Below are 21731 nucleotides of genomic sequence, written 5' to 3'. Positions count from 1 at the left end.
GCGATGGCCGGCGTGCGGACACTTCCCGAGTGGCTCACGCCCCGTGTCCGCCCGCGCTCCGCCATTTTCCGCCGCCGACGTTTCCGGCGTCGCGATGGGGCGTCCAGGACCGCCGGAAAAGCGGTCGCGGCCCGAGACGGTCCAAGGGTCCTTCGGGGACGGCCGGGGTCGCGGCGATCACGTGATCGCCGTTCCTGGCGGTCGCCGCCGTGATCCCGTCTCCGCCGTCGCGGAACGCGGTCCCGGCCCGCTGGTCGCCGGCCGGGAGCGCCGCGCGTCAGCAGATGCGCGGCAGCGGGTCCCCGACCAGGAGGTCGACGATGCGGGTGCCGCCGAAGGCCGTCCTCAGCAGCACGAGCCCGGACGGGTCGTCGGTCACGCGGCCGATGACGGCGGCCTCCTCGCCCAGCGGGTGGGCCCGCAGCGCCGCCAGCGCGTCCCGCTCGCACTCGGGGGCGACCACGACCACGGCGCGGCCCTCGCACGCGACGTACATCGGGTCGATCCCGAGCAGCTCGCAGGCGCCCCGGACGGCGGGCCGGACGGGGATCGCGTCCTCCTCCACCACCACGGCCGTCCCGGCGTCCGACGCCAGCTCGTTGAGGACGGTCGCGACCCCGCCCCGGGTCGCGTCCCGCATCCGGCGCAGGCCCCCCGGGCAGGCGTCGGCCAGGTCCGCGAGCAGGCAGGTCAGCGGCGCGGTGTCCGAGACGACGTCGGCCTCCAGCTCCAGCTCGCCGCGCGCCAGCATGATCGTGACACCGTGCTCGCCGATCGGCCCCGTCACCAGCACGGCGTCCCCGGGGCGGACCTCCCCCGCGAGCCGGGACCGCACGACCCCGACGCCCGCCGTGGTGACGAAGCAGCCGTCGGCCTTGCCGCGCTCCACGACCTTGGTGTCGCCGGTGACGATGTCGACGCCCGCCGCGTCCGCCGCGCGCCGCATCGACTCGGTGACGCGGCGCAGGTCGGCGACGGGGAAGCCCTCTTCGAGGATGAACCCCGCCGACAGGTGCAGCGGCCTCGCGCCGCAGACGGCGAGGTCGTTGACCGTCCCGTTGACGGCCAGGTCGCCGATGTCGCCGCCGGGGAAGAACAGCGGCGACACGACATGGCAGTCCGTGGTGAAGGCGAGGTCGGCGCCGTTCACCCTGAAGAGCGCCGAGTCGTCCATGCGGTCCAGGAGCGGGTTGGCGAACGCCTCCCGGAACACCGCCTCGACCAGCGTGTGGGTGGCCTTGCCGCCGGAGCCGTGCGCGAGCGTGATCGTGTCCTCGCGGAGCCGCGCCCTGCGGCCCCGCGCGCGCTCGATGCGTTCCAGGACCTGCTCCTCGCGGACGGTCATCGCACGGCCTCCCTGACCCCGCCGGGCTCCCCCGCCCGGCCCGCCTTGCCGATCCGCTCGCGGGTGAAGCGGCCGAAGTTGTAGTACGCGGCGCAGGCGCCCTCGGACGAGACCATGCACGTCCCGATCGGCGTCTCCGGGGTGCAGGCCGTCCCGAAGACCTTGCACTCCCACGGTTTCAGGACGCCCTTGAGCACCTCGCCGCACTGGCACGCCTTCGGATCGGCGACCCGCCCGCCGGGGATCTCGAAGACGCGCTCGGCGTCGAAGGCGGCGTACTCCTCCTTCATCCGGAGCGCGGAGTGCGAGATGAAGCCGAGGCCGCGCCACTCGAAGTACGGCCGCGGCTCCATGACCCTGGAGATCGCCTCCAGCGCCCGGGGGTTGCCGTCCCACGGGACGACCCGCCCGTACTGGTTCTCGACCTCCGAGCGGCCCTCGGCGAGCTGGGCCAGCAGCATGTGCACCGACTGCAGGATGTCCAGCGGCTCGAACCCGGCGACGACCAGCGGTTTCCCGTAGTCGCCGGTGATGAACGAGTAGGGCCCGCAGCCGATCACCGTCGACACGTGGCCCGGGCCGAGGAAGCCGTCCAGGCGCAGGTCCGGCGAGTCGAGGATGGCCTTGATCGCCGGAAGGATCGTCACGTGGTTGCAGAACACCGAGAAGTTCCCGACCCCCGCCGCGGCCGCCCGCAGCACCGTCATGGCGGTGGACGGCGCGGTCGTCTCGAACCCGATCCCCATGAACACCACGCGCCGCGACGGGTTCCGCTCGGCGATCCTCAGCGCGTCCAGCGGCGAGTACACCATGCGGATGTCCGCGCCGGCGGCCTTGGCGTCCAGGAACGACCCCCGGCCGCCCGGCACCCGCATCATGTCCCCGAACGACGCCATGATGACGTCCGGCTGCGACGCGATGTGGATCGCGTCGTCCACCCGCCCCATCGGGATCACGCACACCGGGCAGCCCGGACCGTGGACCAGCGAGATGCTCTCCGGCAGGTAGTCCTCCAGGCCGTGCTTGTAGATGGTGTGCGTGTGGCCGCCGCACACCTCCATGAACTTGTAGTGCCGCCCGGGCTCGCACAGCGAGGCGATCGAGGCCGCGAGGACCCTCGCCCGCTCCGCGTCCCGGTACTCGTCGACGAAGCGCATCAGTCGATCCTCGATTCCCGCAGCGCGTCGATCTCGTCGTCGTAGGCCTCGCCGAGGCCCTCCAGCAGCGCCAGCGTCGCCCTCGCCTCGTCCTCGTCGATCTTGGACATGGCGAATCCGACATGGATCAGCACCCAGTCGCCGGCGGCGAGCCGCTCCCCGTCGAGCAGGGCGGTGTTCACCGCCCGCCGGACGCCGGTCACGTCCACCGTCGCCACCGGACGGTCCGGCATGATCTCCACGATCTCGCCCGGTATCGCCAGGCACATCAGAAGGCCTCCCCCGCCAGTTCGAGCTGCGTCAGTTCCCAGAGCGCGTGGTAGATCGTCGTCTGCGCCTCCTGGACGCGGTGCACCGACGACGACGGGACGGTGAACAGGTGGTGCAGGCCGGGCGTCTCCGCCATCTGCCCCCCGGTGTATCCGGCGAGCCCGACCACCGTCATCCCGCGCCGCGCCGCCTCCCGCAGCGCGGCGATCAGGTTGTCGGAGTTCCCGCTGGTGGACAGCGCCAGCGCGATGTCGCCCGGACGCCCGAACGCGGCGAGCTGCCGCGCGAACACCACCTCGAACCCGACATCGTTGGACAGCGCGGTGACCACGGCGACGTCGGTCGTCAGCGCCAGCGCCGGCAGCGGCCGCGCGGACCCGCCCGGATTGAGGAACAGCGAGGCGACGTCCTGAGCGTCCGTCGAGCTGCCTCCGTTGCCGAACGTGAAGAGCCGGCCGCCGGAGCGGAACGCGCCCGCCATCCGCGCGGCGCAGGCCGCGAGGTCCTCGGCGTACTGCTCCAGGACGGCCTCGCGCAGCCGGACGATGTCCTCGACCTTCTCCCGCGTCGAGCGGCGCACGTCCTCCAGCAGGGTGTCCAGCCCCGAGCCGCCCGCGTACAGGAAGGGATAGAGCATCTCGGTCACGTCGTCACGACCCCGATCGCCTCCTTGGCGTGGACGAGCACGGTGTCGCCGACATCGGCGTCCACCAGCGCCACGCTGACCCGTTCGATCCGGCCGCCGCCGACGTCCACGTCCGCGAGGCCGTCGGCGAGGAGCCGCGCGACGACGACCGGGACGGCCTCGTCCGCGCAGGTCACGCAGTGGTCGCCCGCGCATTCGGTCACGCCGTCACCTCCCGGCCGAGCACGCCCGGCTGCTCCAGGAACACGTGCACCAGCTCCCACAGCACGTGGTAGGCGGTGACGTGCACCTCCTTCACGACGCGCGGGTCGCCGGACGGCACGGTGACCAGGTGGTCGACCGCGCCGGCGAGCGCTCCCCCGTCCCCGCCCGCCAGCGCGACCGCCAGCATGCCGCGGTCCCGCGCGCACTCCATGGCGCGCAGCACGCTGCCGCAGCGGCCGTCCGGCGAGATCCCGAACGCGATGTCGTCCGGGCCGCCGAAGCAGCGGACCTGGTGGGCGAACGCGTCGTCGAAGCCCGCCCCGGCGCAGACGCCGGTGAGCGTCGCGACGTCCCCGGTGAGCGACAGCGCGGGCAGCGCCCGCTTGCCGACGATCACCGGGTGCACGAACTCGACCGCCACGTGCTGCGCGTCGGTGGCGGCGGCGCCGGTCCCGAAGGTGAGCAGGCGCCCCCCGCGGTGGAACCGGGCCGCCATCGCGTGGCAGGCGGCGGCGATGGCGCCCGCCTCCTCGGCGAGCGCCGCGCCCGGCTCCGCGCGCCGCTCGAACACCTCCGCCACGGCGGCGGTCACCGGCCGTCCCCCGCGGGCGGGGCCTGCCGGGCGCGCAGCGACATGTCCACCGCGAGGTCCCAGCGGTCCGACAGCTCGTGCGAGATCGCGTGGGCGTCCTCGCACATCGCCGCCGCGATCCCCGCCGTCGCGGGGTCCCCGGCGCGGTCGGCGAGCCGCCGCAGCGTCTCGCCCGCCGCGATCTGCAGGTGGACGGCGACGTAGGCGTCCCGCATGTGCTTGACCGGGTCGCGGTGGCCGTGGCCGATGCCGCCCTCCAGCACCGACGCGAGCAGCGTCCCGGCGTCGCGCGCGACGCTCGGCGAGGCCCCGTGCGCGTGCAGCCGCGCCTCGATCGCCCTGGTGTACGCCCGCGACCGCTCGGCGTAGTGGCCGAGCGGCCGGCACAGTTCCGGCTCGTCCGCCGCCGCGGTCAGCATCTCGCTGAGCGCGGCCTCGGCGTGCTCCTGGAGCGCGTGCGCGTCCTTCAGGTGGCCGACGAGCCGCCGCTCGATCGTCGTCATGAGCGTCCGCTCCGCGTCCCCGATCACATCGACTCGGCTTTGAGGTACCGGCGCATCGCCGGCAGCTCCTTGAGGACCATCACGACAGCGCCGACCGCCACCAGCCCGAGCATCACCCGGACGGCGACCGCGCCGCCGCACGTTCGCTTCCTCATCCCCCCGCTCCCTCCTGTGCGAGTTCCCCTGTGAATTCCTCCGCCAGCAGCCGCTCGACCAGCGCGGCGGCCTCCTCGACCGCCGCGCCGACCGGCGCGCTGAGCCTCATCTCCCAGGTGGCGTCCGTAGTCCGCGCCGACGGCTCGCACGCGACGAGCAGGATGCGCGGCGGGACCGGACCGTTGTCCCGGGCCAGCCGCAGCACCTGCGCCGGGTCGAGGCCGTGCGCGTCGACGGCGACGCCGCCGAAGTCGTCCGGGCCGGGCTCGACGAGCGACACGGTGCCGGGCGCGTGGCCGCGCTCGGCCGCGTCGACCAGGATCGCGGCCCGGTAGCCGTCGCCGAGCGCGTACATCAGGTCGATGCCGCGGATGCCGAAGTCGACGACGTCCACGCCGGGCGGCAGCGATCGGGTCGCCAGCAGCCGGACGACCTCCACGCCGAACCCGTCGTCGCCGTGGAAGACGTTCCCGATCCCCGCGACGAGGACCGTGCGGGACGGCGCCTCCCCGGGCAGCGGCTCGACCTCGTCCGGCCGGACGAAGAAGCGGTGCCCGAGCTGGTTGTAGGGGCCGAGGTCGCGGCCCGGGTCGTCGTCCAGCGCGACGACCAGGTGCACCCCGCCCTCCATGTCCTCCTCGACGCGCTCGACGACGGCGGTGCGGCCGACGAGCGCCAGGTCGAAGATGTCCGCGCCCCCGCGGGGCCGCAGCCGGACCCGGCTCCCCGGAGCCGCCTCTCGCCCGCCCGCGTCGCCGTTCTCCCCGCTCACCAGACGTCCTTCCGCGGATCCCGCAGCGTGCCGTGCAGCGCGAGCAGCTCACCGGACGACAGCGCGCCGCACCGCTCCAGGATCCGCCGCGCCTTCGGGTCGGTCGCCGCCACCTCCCGCCGCTCCTCCTCGGTGAGGGTGAGCACGCTGAGGATCAGCAGCTGGTCGATCTCCGTCCCGTCGAACAGGTCGCCGGGGCTCTCCGGCGCCACCTGCGGCCAGTCGTAGAGGACGATCGGCGCCGCGAGGACGGTGTCGCGGCTTCCCGGCTCCCCCGCGAGGACCGGCCACAGCCCGTCCCTGCCGCACTCGGCGGCCGCCTCCGCGAGCCGCTCCGGCGGGTCCGTGAGGGACGCGAACGCGCCCCCGCCGGTGCGCGCCACGACATGCGCGCACAGCATCCCGGCGCGGACGGCGTCCTCGCGCTCCTCGGCGGCGCCGGTGTTGACGACCTCGACGCGCAGCCGCACCGCGCCGTCCCCGGCGGGCACGGCCGAGACCTCGACCCGCCCGTCCACCCGCTCCCACGAGCGGACGAACCGCACCCCGCCGCCTCCGCACGGCGCCTTGCCGTCCACGGGCTCCTCCTCGGCGCCCGCGGCCACCTCGACGGGGACCCGGACGGGAGCGCGCACGAGGCGCTCGACCGCGATCGGGCCGCTGGTGAGCTCGCGCTCGCGGGCCTCCTGCCAGGTGGTGTGGATCTCGTCCCCGGTGCTGATCTCGTCCACGGGGGTGTCGCCGTGCATCACCTGGCGGTGCACCGCGTGCAGGAACCGCAGCGTCACCTCGACCTCGGCGCCGGGGCCGGCTTCGAGGAGGAACTCGGCGTGAACCCTCCACCGGTCGCCGTTCCGCTCGGCATGGCCGCGCGGGTAGACGCCCCCGATCGTCCAGCGCTGCCGGTTCTTCAAGGCGGACCGGCGGTACGGCCAGAGGAGGTACCCCTCGTAGAGGACGGTGTCCGCGATCGCCCTCAGGCGGTCCACTCTTCCTCCTCGCGTCGCTTCTCGGCGTGGCGCAGCAGCTCGTCGACCGTGTCGTCGAACGAGGAGTGCGCGCGCCGGGCCCGGTACGCCGACAGGCGGCCGAAGCAGTCGTCGTCCAGCCGCAGCCAGCGGGCGGTGCCGTAGTAGCGGCCCATCAGGTCCCGCCACACCTGGAGGGGCAGGTCGCCGGTGGCCTCGTGATGCCACGGGATCTGCCCGGTGCGCAGCGCGCCGTCCTCGCCCGGGTAGAAGACCGTGCCGTTGAAGGCCAGGTCGAGCGGGACGTCGCCGCCGCCGAGCGCGTGCAGGTACCGGTCGGCCGCGACCTGCATGTCGTGCCCGCACGGCAGTGACAGCGCCGCCTCCGTCCCGCCCCGGAACGTCGGCACGGTGGCGCCGACGCGCGCCCAGGTCAGGCCGCGCAGCGACCGGTCCCACATCTCCGGCGGGCCGAACACCCCGGCGAGCCGGTCGCGCTCCGCGTCGTCGTAGCCGCGGCGCGCCGCCGCGATCGTCACCGTCGTGGTGAGCAGGACGCACTGGACGGGCCCGCCGTCCAGCCGCCGCAGCCCGATCCGCAGGCTCAGCGTCGGCGTCGCCGCGAACCTCTCCGGCTCGATCCCGAGCAGGTCGAGCCCGAGCTCCGGTGTCTCGCTCATCATGCTGTGTCTCCCTGCGGGGGGACGGCCCCCCACGCCCCCCGGTCCGCCTCGCTCATGCCGGTGACAGATTCGGCATGGAGTCGAGGATCGGGCCGTGCGTCTCCGGGTTGATCCCCGTCGAGCGGGCCGCGGTGGACGTCCCGTCGGGCAGGTGCCCGACCTGCTTGTCGTAGTTGCCCGTCCGGTTGCCCTCGCGGACGCCCCGCGTGTGCGAGGGCTTGTCGGGACTGACGTCGGGCTTCCCCACTCTGATCATCGTGTTCCCCTCTTCTCCCCGGCGGCCGCCCGGGCCGCCCTCAACTCCGTGAAGAACTCGCCGAGGTGCTGCCAGACCGCCCCGCCGCCGCTGAAGCCCGTCCAGTGCTCGCGCAGCAGGGCGGTGAGCCGGTAGCAGTCGTCGATCGGGAGGATCCAGTGCTCGGCCGCCTCCCGCGCCCGGTGCACGACCAGCGCCTCCACGTCCGGGCGCAGCTCCGCCAGGACGGGGTTGGCGTCGACCAGGCGCCGCCAGCTCCCGGCGTGGACGGCCGCGTGCAGCGCCCCCGCCGGGCTCGGATAGCGGGCGGTGACCTCGCCCGTCCCGGAGACGGAGAAGAAGGCCAGGTCGACCGGGACGCCGAGACCCGCCCACAGCGGGCCGTCCAGGTGGAAGCCGGTCAGCTCGCGCCGCCGGTCCGGGACGAGCCGGTAGTGCCGCCCGCCCGCCGCCTGCCCGTCGAACAGGACGGTGCACGCTCCGCACGCGCACATCAGCTCGCCCTTCTCCAGGTCGAGCAGGTGCCGGTGCGCGCCGTGCACGGGTTCGGCGCACAGCTCGCACCGCTCCACGGCCTCGCCCGGCGGCGGCGCCGGGCGCGGCGGAGCCGAGGCCAGCGCCGCCAGCCTCGGCGTGGAGAGCCGCTGCGTCATGCGCGGCTCCGCACCTGATCCAGGGTGATCAGCACCTTCTCCGGCGCGGGCGCCTCGATCTCGACCCGCTCCAGTTCCGGCGCCGCGGCGAGGGCCGCCCGCTCCACGGCGTCCAGCACCGGGCGCGGCGCGGCGGCGCGCCCCTCGGTCGCGGCCCTCAGCCGCACCGTGTCCCCGTCCACCCCGGTCAGCTCCACGGACGTGCGGTGCTTGGCCAGGAACCCCTCCAGCGCGGCGAGGGCCCGCCGGACCCGCGCCTCCGGCGTCTCCGGGTGCAGGCCGTGCATGGCCAGCAGGTGGCAGACCAGCTCGTCGCCGGTCAGGTCCGAGGCGTCCGCGCAGCGCCGCACGATCCGGTCGAGGGCCTCCCCGTACAGCTCCACCAGCGCCTGGACGGCCTGGTGCGCCCCGGGGTCGAGCCCGTCGAGCAGCCCTTCGAGGCGCTGGACGTGCTCGCGGACGCGCTCGTCGTCCCAGCCCATCAGTGGCCCTCCTGGGCGCCGAACATCGGCGAGTGCCGCTTCTCGATCGTCCGGCCGTTGCCGACGTACATGTGCACGCCGCAGGGCAGGCACGGGTCGAAGCTGCGGACGGTCCGCATGATGTCGATGCCCTTGAAGTCGTCCGGGCCGTTCTCCTCGAAGATCGGCTGCCCCTGGACGGCGTCCTCGTACGGGCCGGGCGTGCCGTAGGAGTCGCGCGGGCTGGCGTTCCACGGCGTCGGCGGGTACGGGTGGTAGTTGGCGATCTTGCCGTCGCGGATGACGAGGTGGTGCGAGAGCACGCCGCGGACCGCCTCGTGGAACCCGCAGCCGATCGCCTCGTCCGGGACGTCGAAGTCGGTGAACACCTTCGTGCGCCCGGAACGGACCTCGTCGAGGGCCTTCTCGGCGAAGTACAGCGCCATCCCCGCCGCGTACGCGATGAAGTACACGCGAGCCCGGTCGCGCTCGATGGTGTTGGCGTACTGCGGCGGCGTCCACTCCAGGTTGACCTCCGGCATGCCGGGGGTCTTCGGCAGGTCGATCTGGACGCTGTGCCCGGTGGAGCGGACGTACGGGGTGTCCACCTCCCCCGCCAGCGCGGTCGACCACAGGCGGGCGAGCGGCCCGCCGCCGGTGTCGAGCGCGAGGTGGTCGCCGGTCTCCGGGTGGCGCCAGCGCGGGCTCATCACCCAGCTGTACTTGCCACCGTCGTTGAGGTCGCGCTTCTGCGGGTTCGGCAGCGTCGTCTGGTTCCACGGGTGCCGCTGGTCGATCGGGTTGCCGAGCGGGTCCTCCTTGACGAAGGTCTCCTCGTTGGCCCAGTCGTCGTAGTAGGAGCTGCCGAGCAGGATCCGCATGCCGAGGTTGATCTCGACCAGGTCCGTCGTGACGAGCTGCCCGTCCACGACGACGCCCGGGGTGACGTAGGCGGCCCGCCCCCACTCGGACATGTGCCGGTAGTCGTAGTCGACGACGTCCGGGTTCTGGAAGGCGCCCCAGCAGCCGAGCAGCGTCCGCCGCCGGCCCACCTGGTCGTAGCCGGGCAGCGCCTCCAGGAAGAAGTCGAAGATGTCGTCGTTCATCGCGACGGCCCGCTTGATGAAGTCGAGGCAGCGCGTCAGCCGGACGAGGTAGTCGGTGAACACCTGCGGCGTCGCGACCGTCCCCACTCCGCCCGGGTACAGGGTCGACGGGTGGACGTGGCGCCCCTCCATCAGGCAGATCATCTCGCGGGTGATGCGGCTGAGCTGGAGGGCCTCCTTGTAGACCGAGCCCTCGAACGGGTTGAACGCCGTCATGATGTCGGCGATCGTGCGGAACCCGTGGACGGAGCCGCGCGGCGCCTCGGTGTTCTTCGCCGTGGCCAGCAGGCTCGGGTTCGTCTCCGCGACCATCCGCTCGCAGAAGTCGACGAAGACCAGGTTGTCCTGGAACAGCGTGTGGTCGAACATGAACTCGGCGGCCTCGCCGAGGTTGATGATCCAGTCGGCGAGCGGCGGCGGTTTGATCCCGTACGCCATGTTCTGGGCGTAGACCGAGCAGGTCGCGTGGTTGTCGCCGCAGATGCCGCAGATCCGGCTGGTGATGAAGTGCGCGTCGCGCGGGTCCTTCCCCTTCATGAACACGCTGTAGCCGCGGAAGATGGACGAGGTGCTCCGGCACTCGGCCACCTGCCCGTTCGCAAAGTCGATCTTGGTGTAGATGCCGAGGTTGCCGACGATCCGGGTGATCGGGTCGAACGCCACCTCGACGAGCCCCGCCTGCGTGGCGGCCCGTTCGCCGCGCGTCTGCGTCCCCTGCTTCATGACTCGCCCCGCTCCATGAACTCGCCCCTGTTCCCTCGCCCGCCGCCGTCCGTCGGCGCGGCCGTCCTGCGTTCGTGTCCTCGCCGGTCAGGCCGTGCCGCGCCGGTGGGGACCCCACCGGCGCGGCCGCCGCTCACTGGTGCGGCCAGCGGGGCTGGTAGCCGCTGGTCAGCCTCTCCCGGTTGTGGCGCCACTTCGGCTCCCGGTTGGCGCCCTTGTTGGTGATCGACCGCATCTTCCGGATGAACGGCCCGTAGGACCGCAGCAGCGTCGTGGAGAGGCTCGCCCCCGGCGGCTCGTCCATGAACGGCATGAACTTGTCCGGGAAGCCGGGCATCGTGCAGCCGATGCAGATGCCGCCCACGTTGGGGCAGCCGCCGACGCCGTCCATCCAGCCGCGCTTGGTGACGTTGCAGTTCACGACCGGGCCCCAGCACCCGATCTTCACCTGGCACTTCGGCGAGTTGTAGTCGCGCGCGAAGTCGGCCTGCTCGTAGTAGGCGGCGCGGTCGCATCCCTCGTGGACGGTCTTGCCGAACAGCCACGTCGGGCGCAGCTTGTCGTCCAGCGGGATGACCGGCGCCTGCCCGGCGGCCTGGTGCAGCACCCAGAGCAGCGTCTCCATGAAGTTGTCCGGCTGCACGGGGCAGCCCGGCACGTTCACGATCGGCAGCCCGCCCGCGGAGCGGAAGTCCCAGCCGAGGTAGTCGGCGAGGCCCATGCAGCCCGTCGGGTTGCCCGCCATGGCGTGGATGCCGCCGTAGGTCGCGCACGTGCCGATCGCCACGACCGCCCACGCCTTCGGCGCGAGCCGGTCGATCCACTCGTTCACCGTGATCGGGTCGCCGGTCTCCGGGTCGTTGCCCATCGACGTCCAGTAGCCGTCCCCGTTGATGTTCTCGTTGGGGATCGAACCCTCGACGACGAGGACGAAGGGCGCCAGCTCGCCGCGCGCGGCCTGCCGGAACGCCTCCATGAACTCGTCGCCGTTCTCGTAGGCGAGCACCTTGTTGTGCAGGTGGACCTTCGGCAGGCCCGGTATCGCGCCGAGGACGACGTCCTCGATGCTCGGCAGCGAGGCCGCGGTCACCGAGACCGTGTCCCCGTCGCAGCTCATTCCCTCGGACGTCCACAGAATGTGGATCTCGTCCGTCAGCGGTTGCGCCGGAGCGACGCTCGTCATCGCTTCCCCCCTCGACCGACTGCGGCCAACACCATGCGGTTGCCCTGCGGGAACAGCGCGAAACACCGCCCGAAAAGCCCCTCAAGCCATTTCCCCGATTCGGTAAACACACCGTTTGAGCTGGGAAGATCCGGGCAGCAGAACGGCGCTGGGACAATGGAAGCGGGCCGGGAGGGCGCGTGCACGAATTGGCCGTGACGGAGAGCGTCATCGCGGCAATTTCTACCCAATTGCCCGATTCGCGGGTGGTGGTGGTGCACCTCGAAATAGGGAGACTTTCCGGAGTCATGCCGGACGCGGTGCGCTTCTGCTTCGAACTGGCCGGCGAGGGGACGTGCGTCGAGGGCGCGCGGCTCGACATCACCGAGCCGGAGGGCGTCGGCGAGTGCGCCGCCTGCGGGGCCTCGTTCCCCGCGCGCGACCCGCTCGCGCTGTGCCCGTGCGGCAGCGCCGACGTGGTGATCAGCGGCGGCGCCGACCTGACGATCAAGGCGGTGGAGGTCGCCGACGATGTGTGAGACCTGCGGCTGCGACGGCGGGGACGCCGCGCGCCTGACGACCCTGACGGCCCCCGGGGACGGCCCCGGCCACCCCGCCGGGCACATCCACGTCCACGATCCCGTCCCCGTCCCCGGGTACGGGCACGGACACGGGCACGGGCATGAGGACGGGCACGTCATGACGCTGGGCCAGAAGGTGCTGGCCCGCAACGACGACCTGGCCGGCCGGAACCGGGCGTGGCTGGCCGAACGCGGCATCGCGGCGCTCAACGTGATGAGCTCCCCCGGTTCGGGGAAGACGACGCTGCTGGAGCGCACCGTCGCCGACCTGAGCCCGGACCGGCCGATCTCGGTGATCGAGGGCGACCAGGAGACGCTGCTGGACGCCCGGCGGCTCGCCGCGGCCGGGGCCCGGACCGTCCAGGTCAACACGGGCGCCGGCTGCCACCTGGACGCCGCGATGGTGGCCGGGGCGCTGGCCGCGCTGGCGCCGCCGGACGGCTCCACGGTGTTCGTGGAGAACGTCGGCAACCTCGTCTGCCCGGCGCTGTTCGACCTCGGCGAGCGGGCCCGCGTCGTGCTCATGTCCGTCACCGAGGGCGACGACAAGCCGCTGAAGTACCCGCACATGTTCCGCGGCGCGGACGTCCTGCTGCTCAACAAGACCGACCTGCTGCCGCACGTCGACTTCGACGTGGACGCCTGCCGGGCCGCGGCGCGCCGGCTGTGCCCCGGGCTGCGCGTGCTGCCCGTCTCGGCGACCCGCGGCGACGGCCTGGACGCCTGGTACGACTGGCTCGCCGAGGCGACGGCCGGGCCTTGACCTGGAGCGCGCTCCAGCACCTAGCGTTCTGCGCGAGCGACTGACGAGGAGCACGCATGCAGTACCGCAAGCTCGGCCGTACCGGCGTCGAGGTCAGCACCCAGACCCTCGGCGCGATGATGTTCGGCGCGGTCGGCAACCCCGACCACGGCGAGTCCGAGCGCATCGTCCACCGGGCCCTGGACGCCGGGATCAACTTCATCGACACCGCCGACATGTACTCGGCCGGCGAGAGCGAGGAGATCGTCGGGAAGGCCCTCAAGGGCCGCCGGGACGACGTCGTCCTGGCGTCGAAGTTCTTCTTCCCGCTCGGCGACGAGCGCAACGCGCGGGGCGGGTCGCGGCGCTACATCGTCCGCGCCGTGGAGGACAGCCTGCGCCGCCTCGGCACCGACCGCATCGACCTGTACCAGATGCACCGCCGCGACTGGGAGACCGACCTCGAGGAGACCCTCGACGCGCTGACCGACCTCGTCCGCCAGGGCAAGGTCCTCTACGTCGGGTCGTCGTCCTTCCCCGCCGACTGGATCGTCGAGGCGCAGTGGGCCGCCGAGCGCCGGGGCGGCGTCCGGTTCGTCTGCGAGCAGCCCCAGTACTCGATCTTCGCCCGGTCGATCGAGGAGTCCATGCTGCCCGCGGCGCGGCGCCACGGCATGGGCGTGATCCCGTGGAGCCCGCTCGCCGGCGGCTGGCTCACCGGCAAGTACCGGCGCGGCGAGCAGGCCCCCGAGGGCGCCCGCTTCGCGCCGTCGGACAACCCGGCGTGGCGGGGCCGCACCATCGACACCGACCCCAGCGTGTCGGCCCGCTACGACGCCGTGGAGCGCCTCACCAAGATCGCCGAGCAGGCGGGCCTCTCGCTGACCCACCTGGCGCTCGGCTTCGTCGCCGAGCACCCCGCCATCACCTCGACCATCATCGGGCCGAAGACGATGGACCAGCTGGAGGACCTGCTCGCCGCCGCCGAGGTCCGGCTCGACGCCGCCACCCTCGACGCCATCGACGAGGTCGTCCCGCCCGGCACCGACATGGCCGGCATCAGGCACCTGACCGGCAACCCGTCCCTGGACGCGGGGCACCGCCGCCGGTCCTGACGAAGGCCACGGCCCCGGCGCCGCCGTGCCGGGGCCCGGCCGTCCTAGCGGATCAGCGGGTCGCGGGGCAGGCCGAGGATGCGCTCGGCGATCTGGTTGCGGGTGATCTCGGAGGTGCCGCCCGCGATGGACATGCCGCGGGACCCGAGGCGCATCAGGCCCGCGAACTGGCCGAGGCCCTCGGTGAACGCGGTCTCGGGCCCGGCGAACTCGGCGAGGAGGGCGGCGGTGGCGTGGCCGTGCTCGGCGAGGACGAGCTTGGTGATGTTGCCCTCGGGACCCGGCTCCCCGCCCGCGACCGCGCGCTCGGCGGACCGCAGGTTGAGCAGGCGCAGGGCCTGCTCCTCGGCGGCGTACGCGCCGACGCGCTCGGCCGCGGCCGGGACGCGGTCGCCGCGCTCGGCGTAGAGCCGGAACACGTCGGGTCCCGGCGGGCCGCCGACGCCGCCGCCGATGCTGACCCGCTCGTTGCCGAGGGTGGCGCGGGCGACGGTCCAGCCCTTGTTCGGTTCACCGACGACGTCGGCGTCGGGGACGAAGACGTCGGAGAAGAACACCTCGTTGAAGTCGGAGGTGCCGGTCGTCTGGCGCAGCGGCCGGACCTCCACGCCGGGGTGGTGCATGTCGACGACGACCATCGTGACGCCGGAGTGCTTCGGCGCGTCGGGGTCGGTGCGGACGGTGGCGAAGCCCCAGCGGCAGTACTGGGCGCCGCTCGTCCACACCTTCTGGCCGTTGACGAGCCAGCCGCCGTCCACCCTGACGGCGCGGGTCCTGACCGCCGCCGCGTCCGACCCGGCTTCGGGCTCGCTGAACAGCTGGCACCAGACCTCCTCGCCGGTGAGCGCCGGACGCACCCACCGGTCGATCTGGTCCTGGGTGCCGTGCTGGACGAGCGTGAGGATCACCCAGCCGGTGATGCCGAGCTGGGGGCGCTTCACGCCCGCGGCGCGGAACTCGTCCTCGATGACCAGTTGCAGCCCGGCGCTCGCCTCCACGCCCCAGGGGCGCGGCCAGTGCGGCTGGACGTAGCCGGTCTCGATGAGCCTCTCGCGCTGCTCGGCCGGGGGCAGCGCGGCGATCTCCCGGGCCAGCCCGCGGATCTCCGCGCGGCGCGCCTCGGCCTCGGGCGGCAGGTCGAGGCTCGCCTCCCGGACGACCCCGGCCGCCCGCAGCCGGGTCACGTCCCGCTCCGCGGCGTGCGGGCCGGCGACGGCCTCCAGCGTCGCGGCGCGGCGCAGCAGCAGGTGCGCGTCGTGCTCCCAGGTGAAGCCGATGCCGCCGTGCACCTGGATGTTCAGGCCCGCGTTGGAGGTGAAGGCGGGCAGGGCGAGCGCCGCCGCCACGGCCGCGGCCAGCTCGAACTGGTCGGACGGGCCGGACGCGGCCCGCGCCGCGTCCCACACCGCGGCGGTGGCGAGCTCCGCGGCGACGAGCATGTTCGCGCAGTGGTGCTTGACGGCCTGGAACGTCGCGATCGGCCGCCCGAACTGCTGCCGCACCTTGGCGTACGCGGTGGCGGTGTCGACGCATTCCAGCGCGCCGCCGACCGCCTCCGCGGACATCAGCGTCCGGGCGACGGCGGTCGCGTGCGCGCGGGCCCCGGCGAGGACCTCCACGGCGGCGCCGTCCAGCCGCACGCGGGCGGAGCGGCGGGACGGGTCCAGGTTGCCGGGCACCTCGACCGCGACGCCCGGCGCGCCCGCCCGCACGACGACCATGTCGTCGCCGGCGGGCAGGACGAGCAGTTCCGCGAGGCCGCCGCCCAGCACGACGCCCGCGTCCCCGGTGGCGGCGCCGCCGGTCACGGTGAGCGCGCCGTCCAGCCCGAGGGCCGCCGGGGTCGCGCCGGACGCGAGGCCGGGCAGGAGCCGGGCCCGCTGCTCCCCGTCCCCCGACGCGGCGAGCACGGCGGACGCGATCATCGTCGGCAGCATCGGGCCGGGCGCGGCGGCGCGGCCGAGCTCCTCGGCGACCACGACCAGCTCCGGCAGGCCCGCTCCCCCGCCGCCGTGCTCCTCGGGAAGGTGCAGGCCGAGCAGCCCCAGCGCGGCGAACTCCCCCCAGAAGGCGGGCAGGGGCTCCTTCTCGGCGTCCAGCAGCGCGCGGTTCGCCGCCCGCGCCTCCTGGTCGCGCAGGAACGAGCGCGCCGTCCGTGCCAGCTCGCGGTGTTCGTCGCTGATGGCGATCGCCATGGCCCCTCCAAGCTTCCGTCCCGGCCAGAACACCAGAATGGCATTCGGTTACCCTCCGGGGCGAGGGGGAGACCCGATCGACGGTGTCCCGCACACCGCGCCCGGAGAACCGGGGTCAGGCGGTGGCCTCCACCTCCGCGCGGGACAGCACCGGGTCGGGCGCGTCCGGCGCGGTGGAGGCGACCGGCGCCGACACGCCCGCCGCGACGCGGGCCTGCGCCTGGCGGAACTCCGGCAGTGGCCCGGTGGCGTCGTGCAGCGCGTTGAGGACGACCCAGAGCGTCGTCCTGCGCAGCCGTAGCGTCACCGGGTTGGGCGGCTGGTAGAGGGCGAGCTTGCGCGCCCATTCCGGCAGCATGTCGCGGGCCGCCCAGTCCATGAACGGGCTGCCGGGCTCCCACGGCCTCGTCTTGCTGCCGCGCAGGTTGGGCCCGGTCCCGAACGCCTTGATCGGAGTGATCGCGAGGCGCGGCAGGTAGGACTCCAGGCACTCGGCGACGTCCGCCTTGGTGGCGGGCAGGTCCGTCCCGCCGAGGGCCTCGCCGACGCGGACGAACTCGCGGTAGTAGCGCTCCAGGTCGTCACCCTTGAGCGGGCGGCGGTGGTAGCGCTCGTGCGCGGTCGCCAGCCCCCACACCACGGTCGCGTAGTTCCAGCGCAGCCAGTCGGGGTCGTCGGCGTCGTAGGCCAGCCCGTCCGGGCGGGTGCCCTTCACCGTGTGGTGCATGGCGCGGACGGTCCGGGCGAGGCGCTCGGCCGTCGCGGTGGAGCCGTAGGCCGTCCCGATGAAGAACGAGAGGGAGTGCCCGAGCCGCACGGCCGCGCCCTCGGGGTCGATGCCGCCGGTCGGGACGCCGTCGACGCGCTCGGGGATGCGGGAGTGGTCGTAGGCCATCCAGCTGATGCTCGGGTCCAGGCCCTCGATGTAGGCCGCCCCGACCAGCCCGAGCAGCAGGGTCGGCAGGTGCGAGTGGACGTACCAGACCGCGCTGCCGGGCCCGAACCAGCCGGGGTCGCCCTCCGGTCCGGCGAACTCCAGCCCGCGGAAGAACCTGGAGCGGATCTCGGCGTCGAAGGCCCGCTCGAACCGCGCCGCGATGATGGTGTTCCTCGATGGCATGCCGCACTCCCGGCCAGTCTGGTGACAGGTGTATCCAGAGTAAGTGTCTGGGTACACGCGTGTCCAGACTTCGGGGGCCGCTCCGGCCCGGCGGGGTAGGGTGGCCGGCATGGCGAGCACGCGCACGGCCGCGTCCACGCGGTGGGCCGGCGTCCCCGCGGGCCGGCGCCGCGACGAGCGGCGCGCCATGCTCCTGCGGGCCGCGTTCCGGCTGTTCGGCGAGGAGGGCGAGGCCGCCCTCACCGTCCGCGCCGTGTGCCGCGAGGCCGAGCTCCACACGCGCTACTTCTACGAGAACTTCGCCGACACCGGCGAACTGCTCGCCGCCGTCTACGACCGGGAGGCCGCCGCCCTCGGCGAGGTCCTCGCCCGCGCCCTGGACGGGGCGGGCCCCCGCCCCGACGTCCGCACGCGCGCCGGCATCCGCGGGGTGCTGAGCTTCATCAGCGACGACCCCCGCCGGGGCCGTGTCCTGTTCGCCGAGGCGCGCGGCAACGAGTTCCTGGCCGAGCGCCGCCGCGCCGCGCAGACCGCCCTGCTGGAGGGCGTCCTCGCGATGAGCCGCGCCGAGAGCCCGCCGCTCCCCGTCGTCGTCGCCGCGACGATGTTCACCGGCGCGATGACCGAGCTGGCCCGGCAGTGGGCCGACGGACGCCTGGGCGACGATCTCGACGCCGTGGTCGACAGCGCCGTCGAGCTCTCCCTGGCCCTGCACGCCGCGACCGCCCCCCACCTCCCCGCCGGTTAGCGGCACCGGGGCGGAGCCGGTCCGGAACGGTCGGCGCCTCGCGCATCTCTTCCAGGGGGAAATCGACCCTAGAGTATGGGGGACGGTCGGCGGAGAGGGGAGCGCGGTGAGCGCCGGAATCGGCACTGCGGAGGACGTTGCGGCGGAGGCGGCGCGGCGCCGGACGTTCGCGGTGATCAGTCACCCGGACGCCGGCAAGTCCACGCTCACCGAGGCGCTCGCCCTGCACGCGCAGGCGATCGAGCAGGCCGGCGCGGTGCACGGCAAGGCCGGGCGGCGCGGCGTCCGCTCGGACTGGATGGACATGGAGCGCTCCCGCGGCATCTCCATCACCTCCTCGGTGCTGCGGTTCGAGTTCGGGGACGCCCTGCTGAACCTCCTCGACACCCCCGGCCACGCGGACTTCTCCGAGGACACCTACCGGGTGCTGGCCGCCGTCGACGGGGCGATCATGCTGCTCGACTCGGCCAAGGGCCTGGAGGCGCAGACGCTCAAGCTGTTCGACGTCTGCCGGCACCGCGGCATCCCCGTCATCACGTTCGTCAACAAGTGGGACCGGCCGGGCCGCGAGCCGCTGGAGCTGCTGGACGAGGTCGAGCAGCGCATCGGCCTGCACCCGGCGCCGCTGAACTGGCCGGTCGGCATCGCCGGTGACTTCCGCGGCCTGATCGACCGCGCCGACGGCTCCTACACCCGGTTCCGCCGCACCCCCGGCGGCGCCACCCGCGCGGCCGCCGAGCGCGTCCCGGCCGACCGGGCCGCCGCCGAGGAGGGCCAGGCCTGGGTGACCGCGAACGAGGAGCTGGCGCTGCTGGAGGAGATCGGCGCCGTCCTCGACATGGACGCCTTCGCCGCCGGCTCCAGCACCCCCGTCCTGTTCGGCGCCGCGCTGCCCAACTTCGGCGTCGGCGCGCTGCTCGACACCGTGCGCCGGCTGGCGCCCGCGCCGTCCGCGCGCACCGACGCCGCGGGCCGCGCGCGCCCGGTGACGGCGCCGTTCTCCGGGCAGGTGTTCAAGGTGCAGGCGGGCATGGACCGGGCGCACCGCGACCGGCTGGCCTTCATCCGCGTCTGCTCGGGCCGCTTCGAGCGCGGCGCGACCCTCACCCACGCCCCGACCGGGCGCCCGCTGGCGACCAAGTACGCCCAGACCGTCTTCGGCCGCGACCGCTCCACCCTGGACGCCGCCTACCCGGGAGACGTGATCGGTCTGCCCAACGCGTCCGGCCTGACCGTCGGCGACACCCTGTACACCAAGACCCCCGTGACGTTCCCGCCGATCCCGGCGTTCGCGCCCGAGCACTTCATGGTGGCGCGGGTCAAGGACAACAGCCGGGCCAAGCAGTTCCGCCGCGGCATCGACCAGCTCGACGGCGAGGGCGTCGTGCAGGTGCTGCGCAGCGACCTGCGCGGCGACCAGGCCCCCGTCCTTGCCGCGGTCGGCCCCCTCCAGTTCGAGGTGTTCACCGCGCGGATGGCCGACGAGTTCGGCGCCCCGGTCGAGCTGTCCCGCCTCGACTACACGACCGCCCGCATCACCGACAAGGAGTCCGCCGAGACGCTCGACGGGCGCCGCGGCGTCGAGGTGCTCACCCGCAGCCTCGACGGCTCGTACATCGCGGTCTTCGTCGACAAGTGGCGGGTGCGCGCGATCGAACGCGAACACCCCGACCTCACCCTCACCCCCATGCTCGCCGCGGGCGTCCCGGACTGACCCCCGGCGCCGCCTAACGCCCCGGCAGCCGAGTCCCAACTTCCCCGGCCCCGGGCTCCCCTGCCGCCATGGGCACGCCAACGGTCGTTCAGCAGCGGAAAAGACCAGTTCATGGCCGTGATGGGGCAGTTCGCCCCCCTTCCGGGGCGGGTATGCGGCGCGGAGGAAGGTACCGGCCGTCCGGTACCGCGCTCCGAGGGGAGGCCACGCATGTTCGATCACTATCCGGCCGGCGGCCGTTCATCCGATCCGGCCGTCGTCCGGCGCCGCCGCCGGGCACGGATCGCGCCGCTGGCCGTCGGCGCGGCCGCCGTGGTCGCGTCCGCCGTCGCCGGATGCGGCGGCGGGTCGAGCACCTCGTCCCAACCGACGACGTCGCCCCCGACCTCGCCACCGACGACGTCGCCCCCGTCCTCCCCGACGACCGCGCCCCCGACCTCGGCCACCCCCACCGGCGGCGCCGGCGGGGCGCCCGGCGGCACGATCAAGACGGCGACCGTGGGCCAGCTGGGGCAGATCGTGGTCGACGGCCAGTCCCGGACGGTGTACCTGTTCCAGAAGGACACGGGGACCACGTCGTCCTGCTCCGGATCATGCGCCGCGGTGTGGCCGCCCGTCACGACCAGCGGGAAGCCTCAGGCCGGTTCGGGAGCGGACGCGGCGAAGCTGGGCACCACCAAGCGGAGCGACGGCACGACCGAGGTCACCTACAGCGGGCACCCTCTTTACTACTACGCGCCCGACGGCACCGCGAGCGGCAGCGCCAAGGGACAGGGGCTCAACCAGTTCGGCGCCAAGTGGTACGTGCTGTCCCCGTCCGGTTCTGCGGTGACGAAGCAGCCGTCGGGCGGCGGCGGTGGTGGCTACTGAGACGGGCCGTCCCCGGACGGCCCTGTTCGGCGGCAGGCTCGTCGCCGCCTCCCTCGCGGCGTCGGCGCTCGCCGGGTGCGCGACCGCGACCAACTCGCAGAATCCCGGCCGGACGCAGATCAGCACGGCGGAGGCGCCGCACCTCGGGCAGATCCTGGTGAACGAGAAGGGACGAACGCTGTACCTGTTCGTCGCCGACCCGCCGAACCAGTCGACCTGCTCGGGAGCCTGCGCGAGCATCTGGCCTCCGGTGACCACCGAGGGCGCCCCGACCACGGCCGGAAGCGCCCAGCGGTCCCAGATCGCCACGATCAGCCGCTCCGACGGCCCCCCGCAGATCGTCTACGGGGGCCACCCGCTGTACTACTACCAGGCCGACACCGGACGCGGCGACACCCGCGGCGAGGCCCTCACCCAGTTCGGCGCCGAATGGTACGCCGTCTCACCCCAGGGCCAACAGGTCGAGAGCGGAACGAGCGCATCGCCATGAGCAATGTGCTGCGCTATCTGGGCGTCCTGCTGCTGTTCGGCATCGGCGCGGTCCATCTCTACGAGTACCTCGCGGACCACTACCGCGTCATCCCGATCATCGGCGTGCTGTTCCTGCTCAACTTCGTCGGCGCGGTGGTGCTGGCGCTCGCCCTGGCCGCCCCGCTGAGGTCCCTGCCCGGCCTGTCCTCCGTGCCGGTCGTCGGTCGCGCCCCCCACGCGCCCGTGGCGCTCGGAGCGATCGTCTTCTCGCTCGGAACCCTCATCGGTCTTCTGATCAGTGAGCAGAGCGCGCTGTTCGGGTTCCACGAATACGGCTACCGGACGACCGTCATGCTCGCGCTCGGCCTGGAGTCCGGCGTCGTCGTCGTCCTCTCCGCCTTCCTGGCACTCGAAGCGCGCCGGCTGCGTCCGCCCGCCGGAATGGGCAGAAGCCGAGCGTCCGTGCGCGACCAGAACGTCCCGCCCCGCCGATGAGACCGCGCTCGTGCGGGGCCTGG

General features: G+C 73.6%; 26 protein-coding genes. 8 read left to right on the top strand and 18 right to left on the bottom strand.

Annotated elements, in window-relative coordinates:
• Nucleotides 1-277: 277 nt before the first annotated feature.
• The 16 genes from hypE to AB0C87_RS30985 all read right to left on the bottom strand — a co-directional run bounded on the left by hypE (nt 278) and on the right by AB0C87_RS30985 (nt 11678).
• The gene (gene hypE, locus AB0C87_RS31060; RefSeq protein WP_360348639.1) at nt 278-1345 is read right to left on the bottom strand and encodes a hydrogenase expression/formation protein HypE; all 1068 of its coding nucleotides are present in this window, start codon (nt 1343-1345) and stop codon (nt 278-280) included.
• Nucleotides 1342-2502: a hydrogenase formation protein HypD gene (gene hypD / locus AB0C87_RS31055; RefSeq protein WP_345173458.1), complete on the bottom strand. Its 1161-nt coding sequence runs from the start codon at nt 2500-2502 to the stop codon at nt 1342-1344. The genes hypE and hypD overlap by 4 nt, the downstream gene beginning before the upstream one ends.
• On the bottom strand, nt 2502-2771 hold the full coding sequence (locus AB0C87_RS31050; protein WP_185032181.1) for a HypC/HybG/HupF family hydrogenase formation chaperone: 270 nt from the start codon (nt 2769-2771) through the stop codon (nt 2502-2504). The genes hypD and AB0C87_RS31050 overlap by 1 nt, the downstream gene beginning before the upstream one ends.
• Nucleotides 2771-3409 carry an SIS domain-containing protein gene (locus tag AB0C87_RS31045; RefSeq protein WP_360580792.1) on the bottom strand — a complete coding sequence of 213 codons (639 nt, stop codon included), beginning with the start codon at nt 3407-3409 and terminating at the stop codon, nt 2771-2773. The genes AB0C87_RS31050 and AB0C87_RS31045 overlap by 1 nt, the downstream gene beginning before the upstream one ends.
• A 5-nt stretch (nt 3410-3414) precedes the next feature.
• Nucleotides 3415-3621, bottom strand: coding sequence for a HypC/HybG/HupF family hydrogenase formation chaperone (locus tag AB0C87_RS31040; RefSeq protein WP_345173455.1), 207 nt, complete (start codon nt 3619-3621; stop codon nt 3415-3417).
• Entirely contained in the window at nt 3618-4214 is a 597-nt protein-coding gene (locus AB0C87_RS31035; RefSeq protein WP_360580772.1) for an SIS domain-containing protein, read from the bottom strand. Before AB0C87_RS31035 ends, AB0C87_RS31040 begins: the two co-directional genes overlap by 4 nt.
• On the bottom strand, nt 4211-4717 hold the full coding sequence (locus tag AB0C87_RS31030; RefSeq protein ID WP_345173452.1) for a DUF892 family protein: 507 nt from the start codon (nt 4715-4717) through the stop codon (nt 4211-4213). Before AB0C87_RS31030 ends, AB0C87_RS31035 begins: the two co-directional genes overlap by 4 nt.
• Nucleotides 4718-4740: 23 nt before the next feature.
• On the bottom strand, nt 4741-4872 hold the full coding sequence (locus AB0C87_RS31025; RefSeq protein WP_345173450.1) for a hypothetical protein: 132 nt from the start codon (nt 4870-4872) through the stop codon (nt 4741-4743).
• A complete protein-coding gene (locus tag AB0C87_RS31020) occupies nt 4869-5645 on the bottom strand; it encodes a hydrogenase maturation protease (protein WP_345173448.1) in 777 nt (258 codons plus the stop codon). Before AB0C87_RS31020 ends, AB0C87_RS31025 begins: the two co-directional genes overlap by 4 nt.
• Nucleotides 5642-6634, bottom strand: a complete 993-nt coding sequence (locus AB0C87_RS31015) for a hypothetical protein (protein WP_360580770.1) — start codon at nt 6632-6634, stop codon at nt 5642-5644. Before AB0C87_RS31015 ends, AB0C87_RS31020 begins: the two co-directional genes overlap by 4 nt.
• On the bottom strand, nt 6622-7296 hold the full coding sequence (locus tag AB0C87_RS31010; protein ID WP_353834673.1) for a DUF6084 family protein: 675 nt from the start codon (nt 7294-7296) through the stop codon (nt 6622-6624). Before AB0C87_RS31010 ends, AB0C87_RS31015 begins: the two co-directional genes overlap by 13 nt.
• Nucleotides 7297-7348: 52 nt before the next feature.
• Nucleotides 7349-7552: a hypothetical protein gene (locus tag AB0C87_RS31005; protein WP_345173444.1), complete on the bottom strand. Its 204-nt coding sequence runs from the start codon at nt 7550-7552 to the stop codon at nt 7349-7351.
• Nucleotides 7549-8205, bottom strand: a complete 657-nt coding sequence (locus tag AB0C87_RS31000) for a DUF5947 family protein (RefSeq protein WP_360580768.1) — start codon at nt 8203-8205, stop codon at nt 7549-7551. The genes AB0C87_RS31005 and AB0C87_RS31000 overlap by 4 nt, the downstream gene beginning before the upstream one ends.
• The gene (locus AB0C87_RS30995; protein WP_345173441.1) at nt 8202-8687 is read right to left on the bottom strand and encodes a hypothetical protein; all 486 of its coding nucleotides are present in this window, start codon (nt 8685-8687) and stop codon (nt 8202-8204) included. The genes AB0C87_RS31000 and AB0C87_RS30995 overlap by 4 nt, the downstream gene beginning before the upstream one ends.
• The gene (locus tag AB0C87_RS30990) at nt 8687-10495 is read right to left on the bottom strand and encodes a nickel-dependent hydrogenase large subunit (RefSeq protein WP_345173439.1); all 1809 of its coding nucleotides are present in this window, start codon (nt 10493-10495) and stop codon (nt 8687-8689) included. The genes AB0C87_RS30995 and AB0C87_RS30990 overlap by 1 nt, the downstream gene beginning before the upstream one ends.
• Nucleotides 10496-10628: 133 nt before the next feature.
• Nucleotides 10629-11678, bottom strand: a complete 1050-nt coding sequence (locus AB0C87_RS30985; protein WP_353833944.1) for a hydrogenase expression protein HypE — start codon at nt 11676-11678, stop codon at nt 10629-10631.
• Nucleotides 11679-11857: 179 nt separating this feature from the next.
• On the opposite strand from AB0C87_RS30985, the gene AB0C87_RS30980 reads away from it, so the two are divergent.
• From AB0C87_RS30980 to AB0C87_RS30970, 3 genes are read left to right on the top strand one after another with little or no spacing between them, the layout of a single operon-like run.
• Entirely contained in the window at nt 11858-12196 is a 339-nt protein-coding gene (locus AB0C87_RS30980; RefSeq protein ID WP_345173436.1) for a hydrogenase maturation nickel metallochaperone HypA, read from the top strand.
• Complete coding sequence (gene hypB / locus AB0C87_RS30975; RefSeq protein WP_360580766.1) at nt 12189-13001, top strand: hydrogenase nickel incorporation protein HypB; 813 nt, start codon at nt 12189-12191, stop codon at nt 12999-13001. Before AB0C87_RS30980 ends, hypB begins: the two co-directional genes overlap by 8 nt.
• A gap of 56 nt (nt 13002-13057) precedes the next feature.
• Nucleotides 13058-14095 (top strand): aldo/keto reductase, encoded by a 1038-nt coding sequence (locus AB0C87_RS30970; protein ID WP_345173433.1) that lies wholly within the window; start codon nt 13058-13060, stop codon nt 14093-14095.
• A 44-nt stretch (nt 14096-14139) separates the two neighbouring features.
• On the opposite strand, the gene AB0C87_RS30965 is transcribed toward AB0C87_RS30970, so the two are convergent.
• Together AB0C87_RS30965 and AB0C87_RS30960 are read right to left on the bottom strand one after the other, a co-directional pair.
• Nucleotides 14140-16290, bottom strand: a complete 2151-nt coding sequence (locus tag AB0C87_RS30965; protein WP_360580764.1) for an acyl-CoA dehydrogenase — start codon at nt 16288-16290, stop codon at nt 14140-14142.
• Between the two features lie 115 nt (nt 16291-16405).
• Nucleotides 16406-17410: an oxygenase MpaB family protein gene (locus tag AB0C87_RS30960; protein ID WP_345173430.1), complete on the bottom strand. Its 1005-nt coding sequence runs from the start codon at nt 17408-17410 to the stop codon at nt 16406-16408.
• A 109-nt stretch (nt 17411-17519) separates the two neighbouring features.
• On the opposite strand from AB0C87_RS30960, the gene AB0C87_RS30955 reads away from it, so the two are divergent.
• The 5 genes from AB0C87_RS30955 (at nt 17520) to AB0C87_RS30935 (ending at nt 21708) form a co-directional block, all read left to right on the top strand.
• Complete coding sequence (locus AB0C87_RS30955) at nt 17520-18158, top strand: TetR family transcriptional regulator (protein WP_345173428.1); 639 nt, start codon at nt 17520-17522, stop codon at nt 18156-18158.
• Between the two features lie 106 nt (nt 18159-18264).
• Nucleotides 18265-19872, top strand: coding sequence for a peptide chain release factor 3 (locus tag AB0C87_RS30950; protein WP_345173426.1), 1608 nt, complete (start codon nt 18265-18267; stop codon nt 19870-19872).
• Between the two features lie 210 nt (nt 19873-20082).
• Nucleotides 20083-20742 carry a hypothetical protein gene (locus AB0C87_RS30945; RefSeq protein ID WP_345173425.1) on the top strand — a complete coding sequence of 220 codons (660 nt, stop codon included), beginning with the start codon at nt 20083-20085 and terminating at the stop codon, nt 20740-20742.
• On the top strand, nt 20732-21232 hold the full coding sequence (locus AB0C87_RS30940) for a hypothetical protein (protein ID WP_345173423.1): 501 nt from the start codon (nt 20732-20734) through the stop codon (nt 21230-21232). The genes AB0C87_RS30945 and AB0C87_RS30940 overlap by 11 nt, the downstream gene beginning before the upstream one ends.
• Nucleotides 21229-21708 (top strand): hypothetical protein, encoded by a 480-nt coding sequence (locus AB0C87_RS30935; RefSeq protein WP_353833949.1) that lies wholly within the window; start codon nt 21229-21231, stop codon nt 21706-21708. The genes AB0C87_RS30940 and AB0C87_RS30935 overlap by 4 nt, the downstream gene beginning before the upstream one ends.
• Nucleotides 21709-21731: the final 23 nt, after the last annotated feature.

The sequence above is a fragment of the Actinomadura sp. NPDC048021 genome, assembly GCF_040653135.1.
In the GTDB taxonomy this organism is placed as follows: domain Bacteria; phylum Actinomycetota; class Actinomycetes; order Streptosporangiales; family Streptosporangiaceae; genus Spirillospora; species Spirillospora verrucosospora.
The sequence above is the reverse complement of the archived record's forward strand: the minus strand, read 5'-3'. Positions and strand labels throughout refer to the sequence as shown.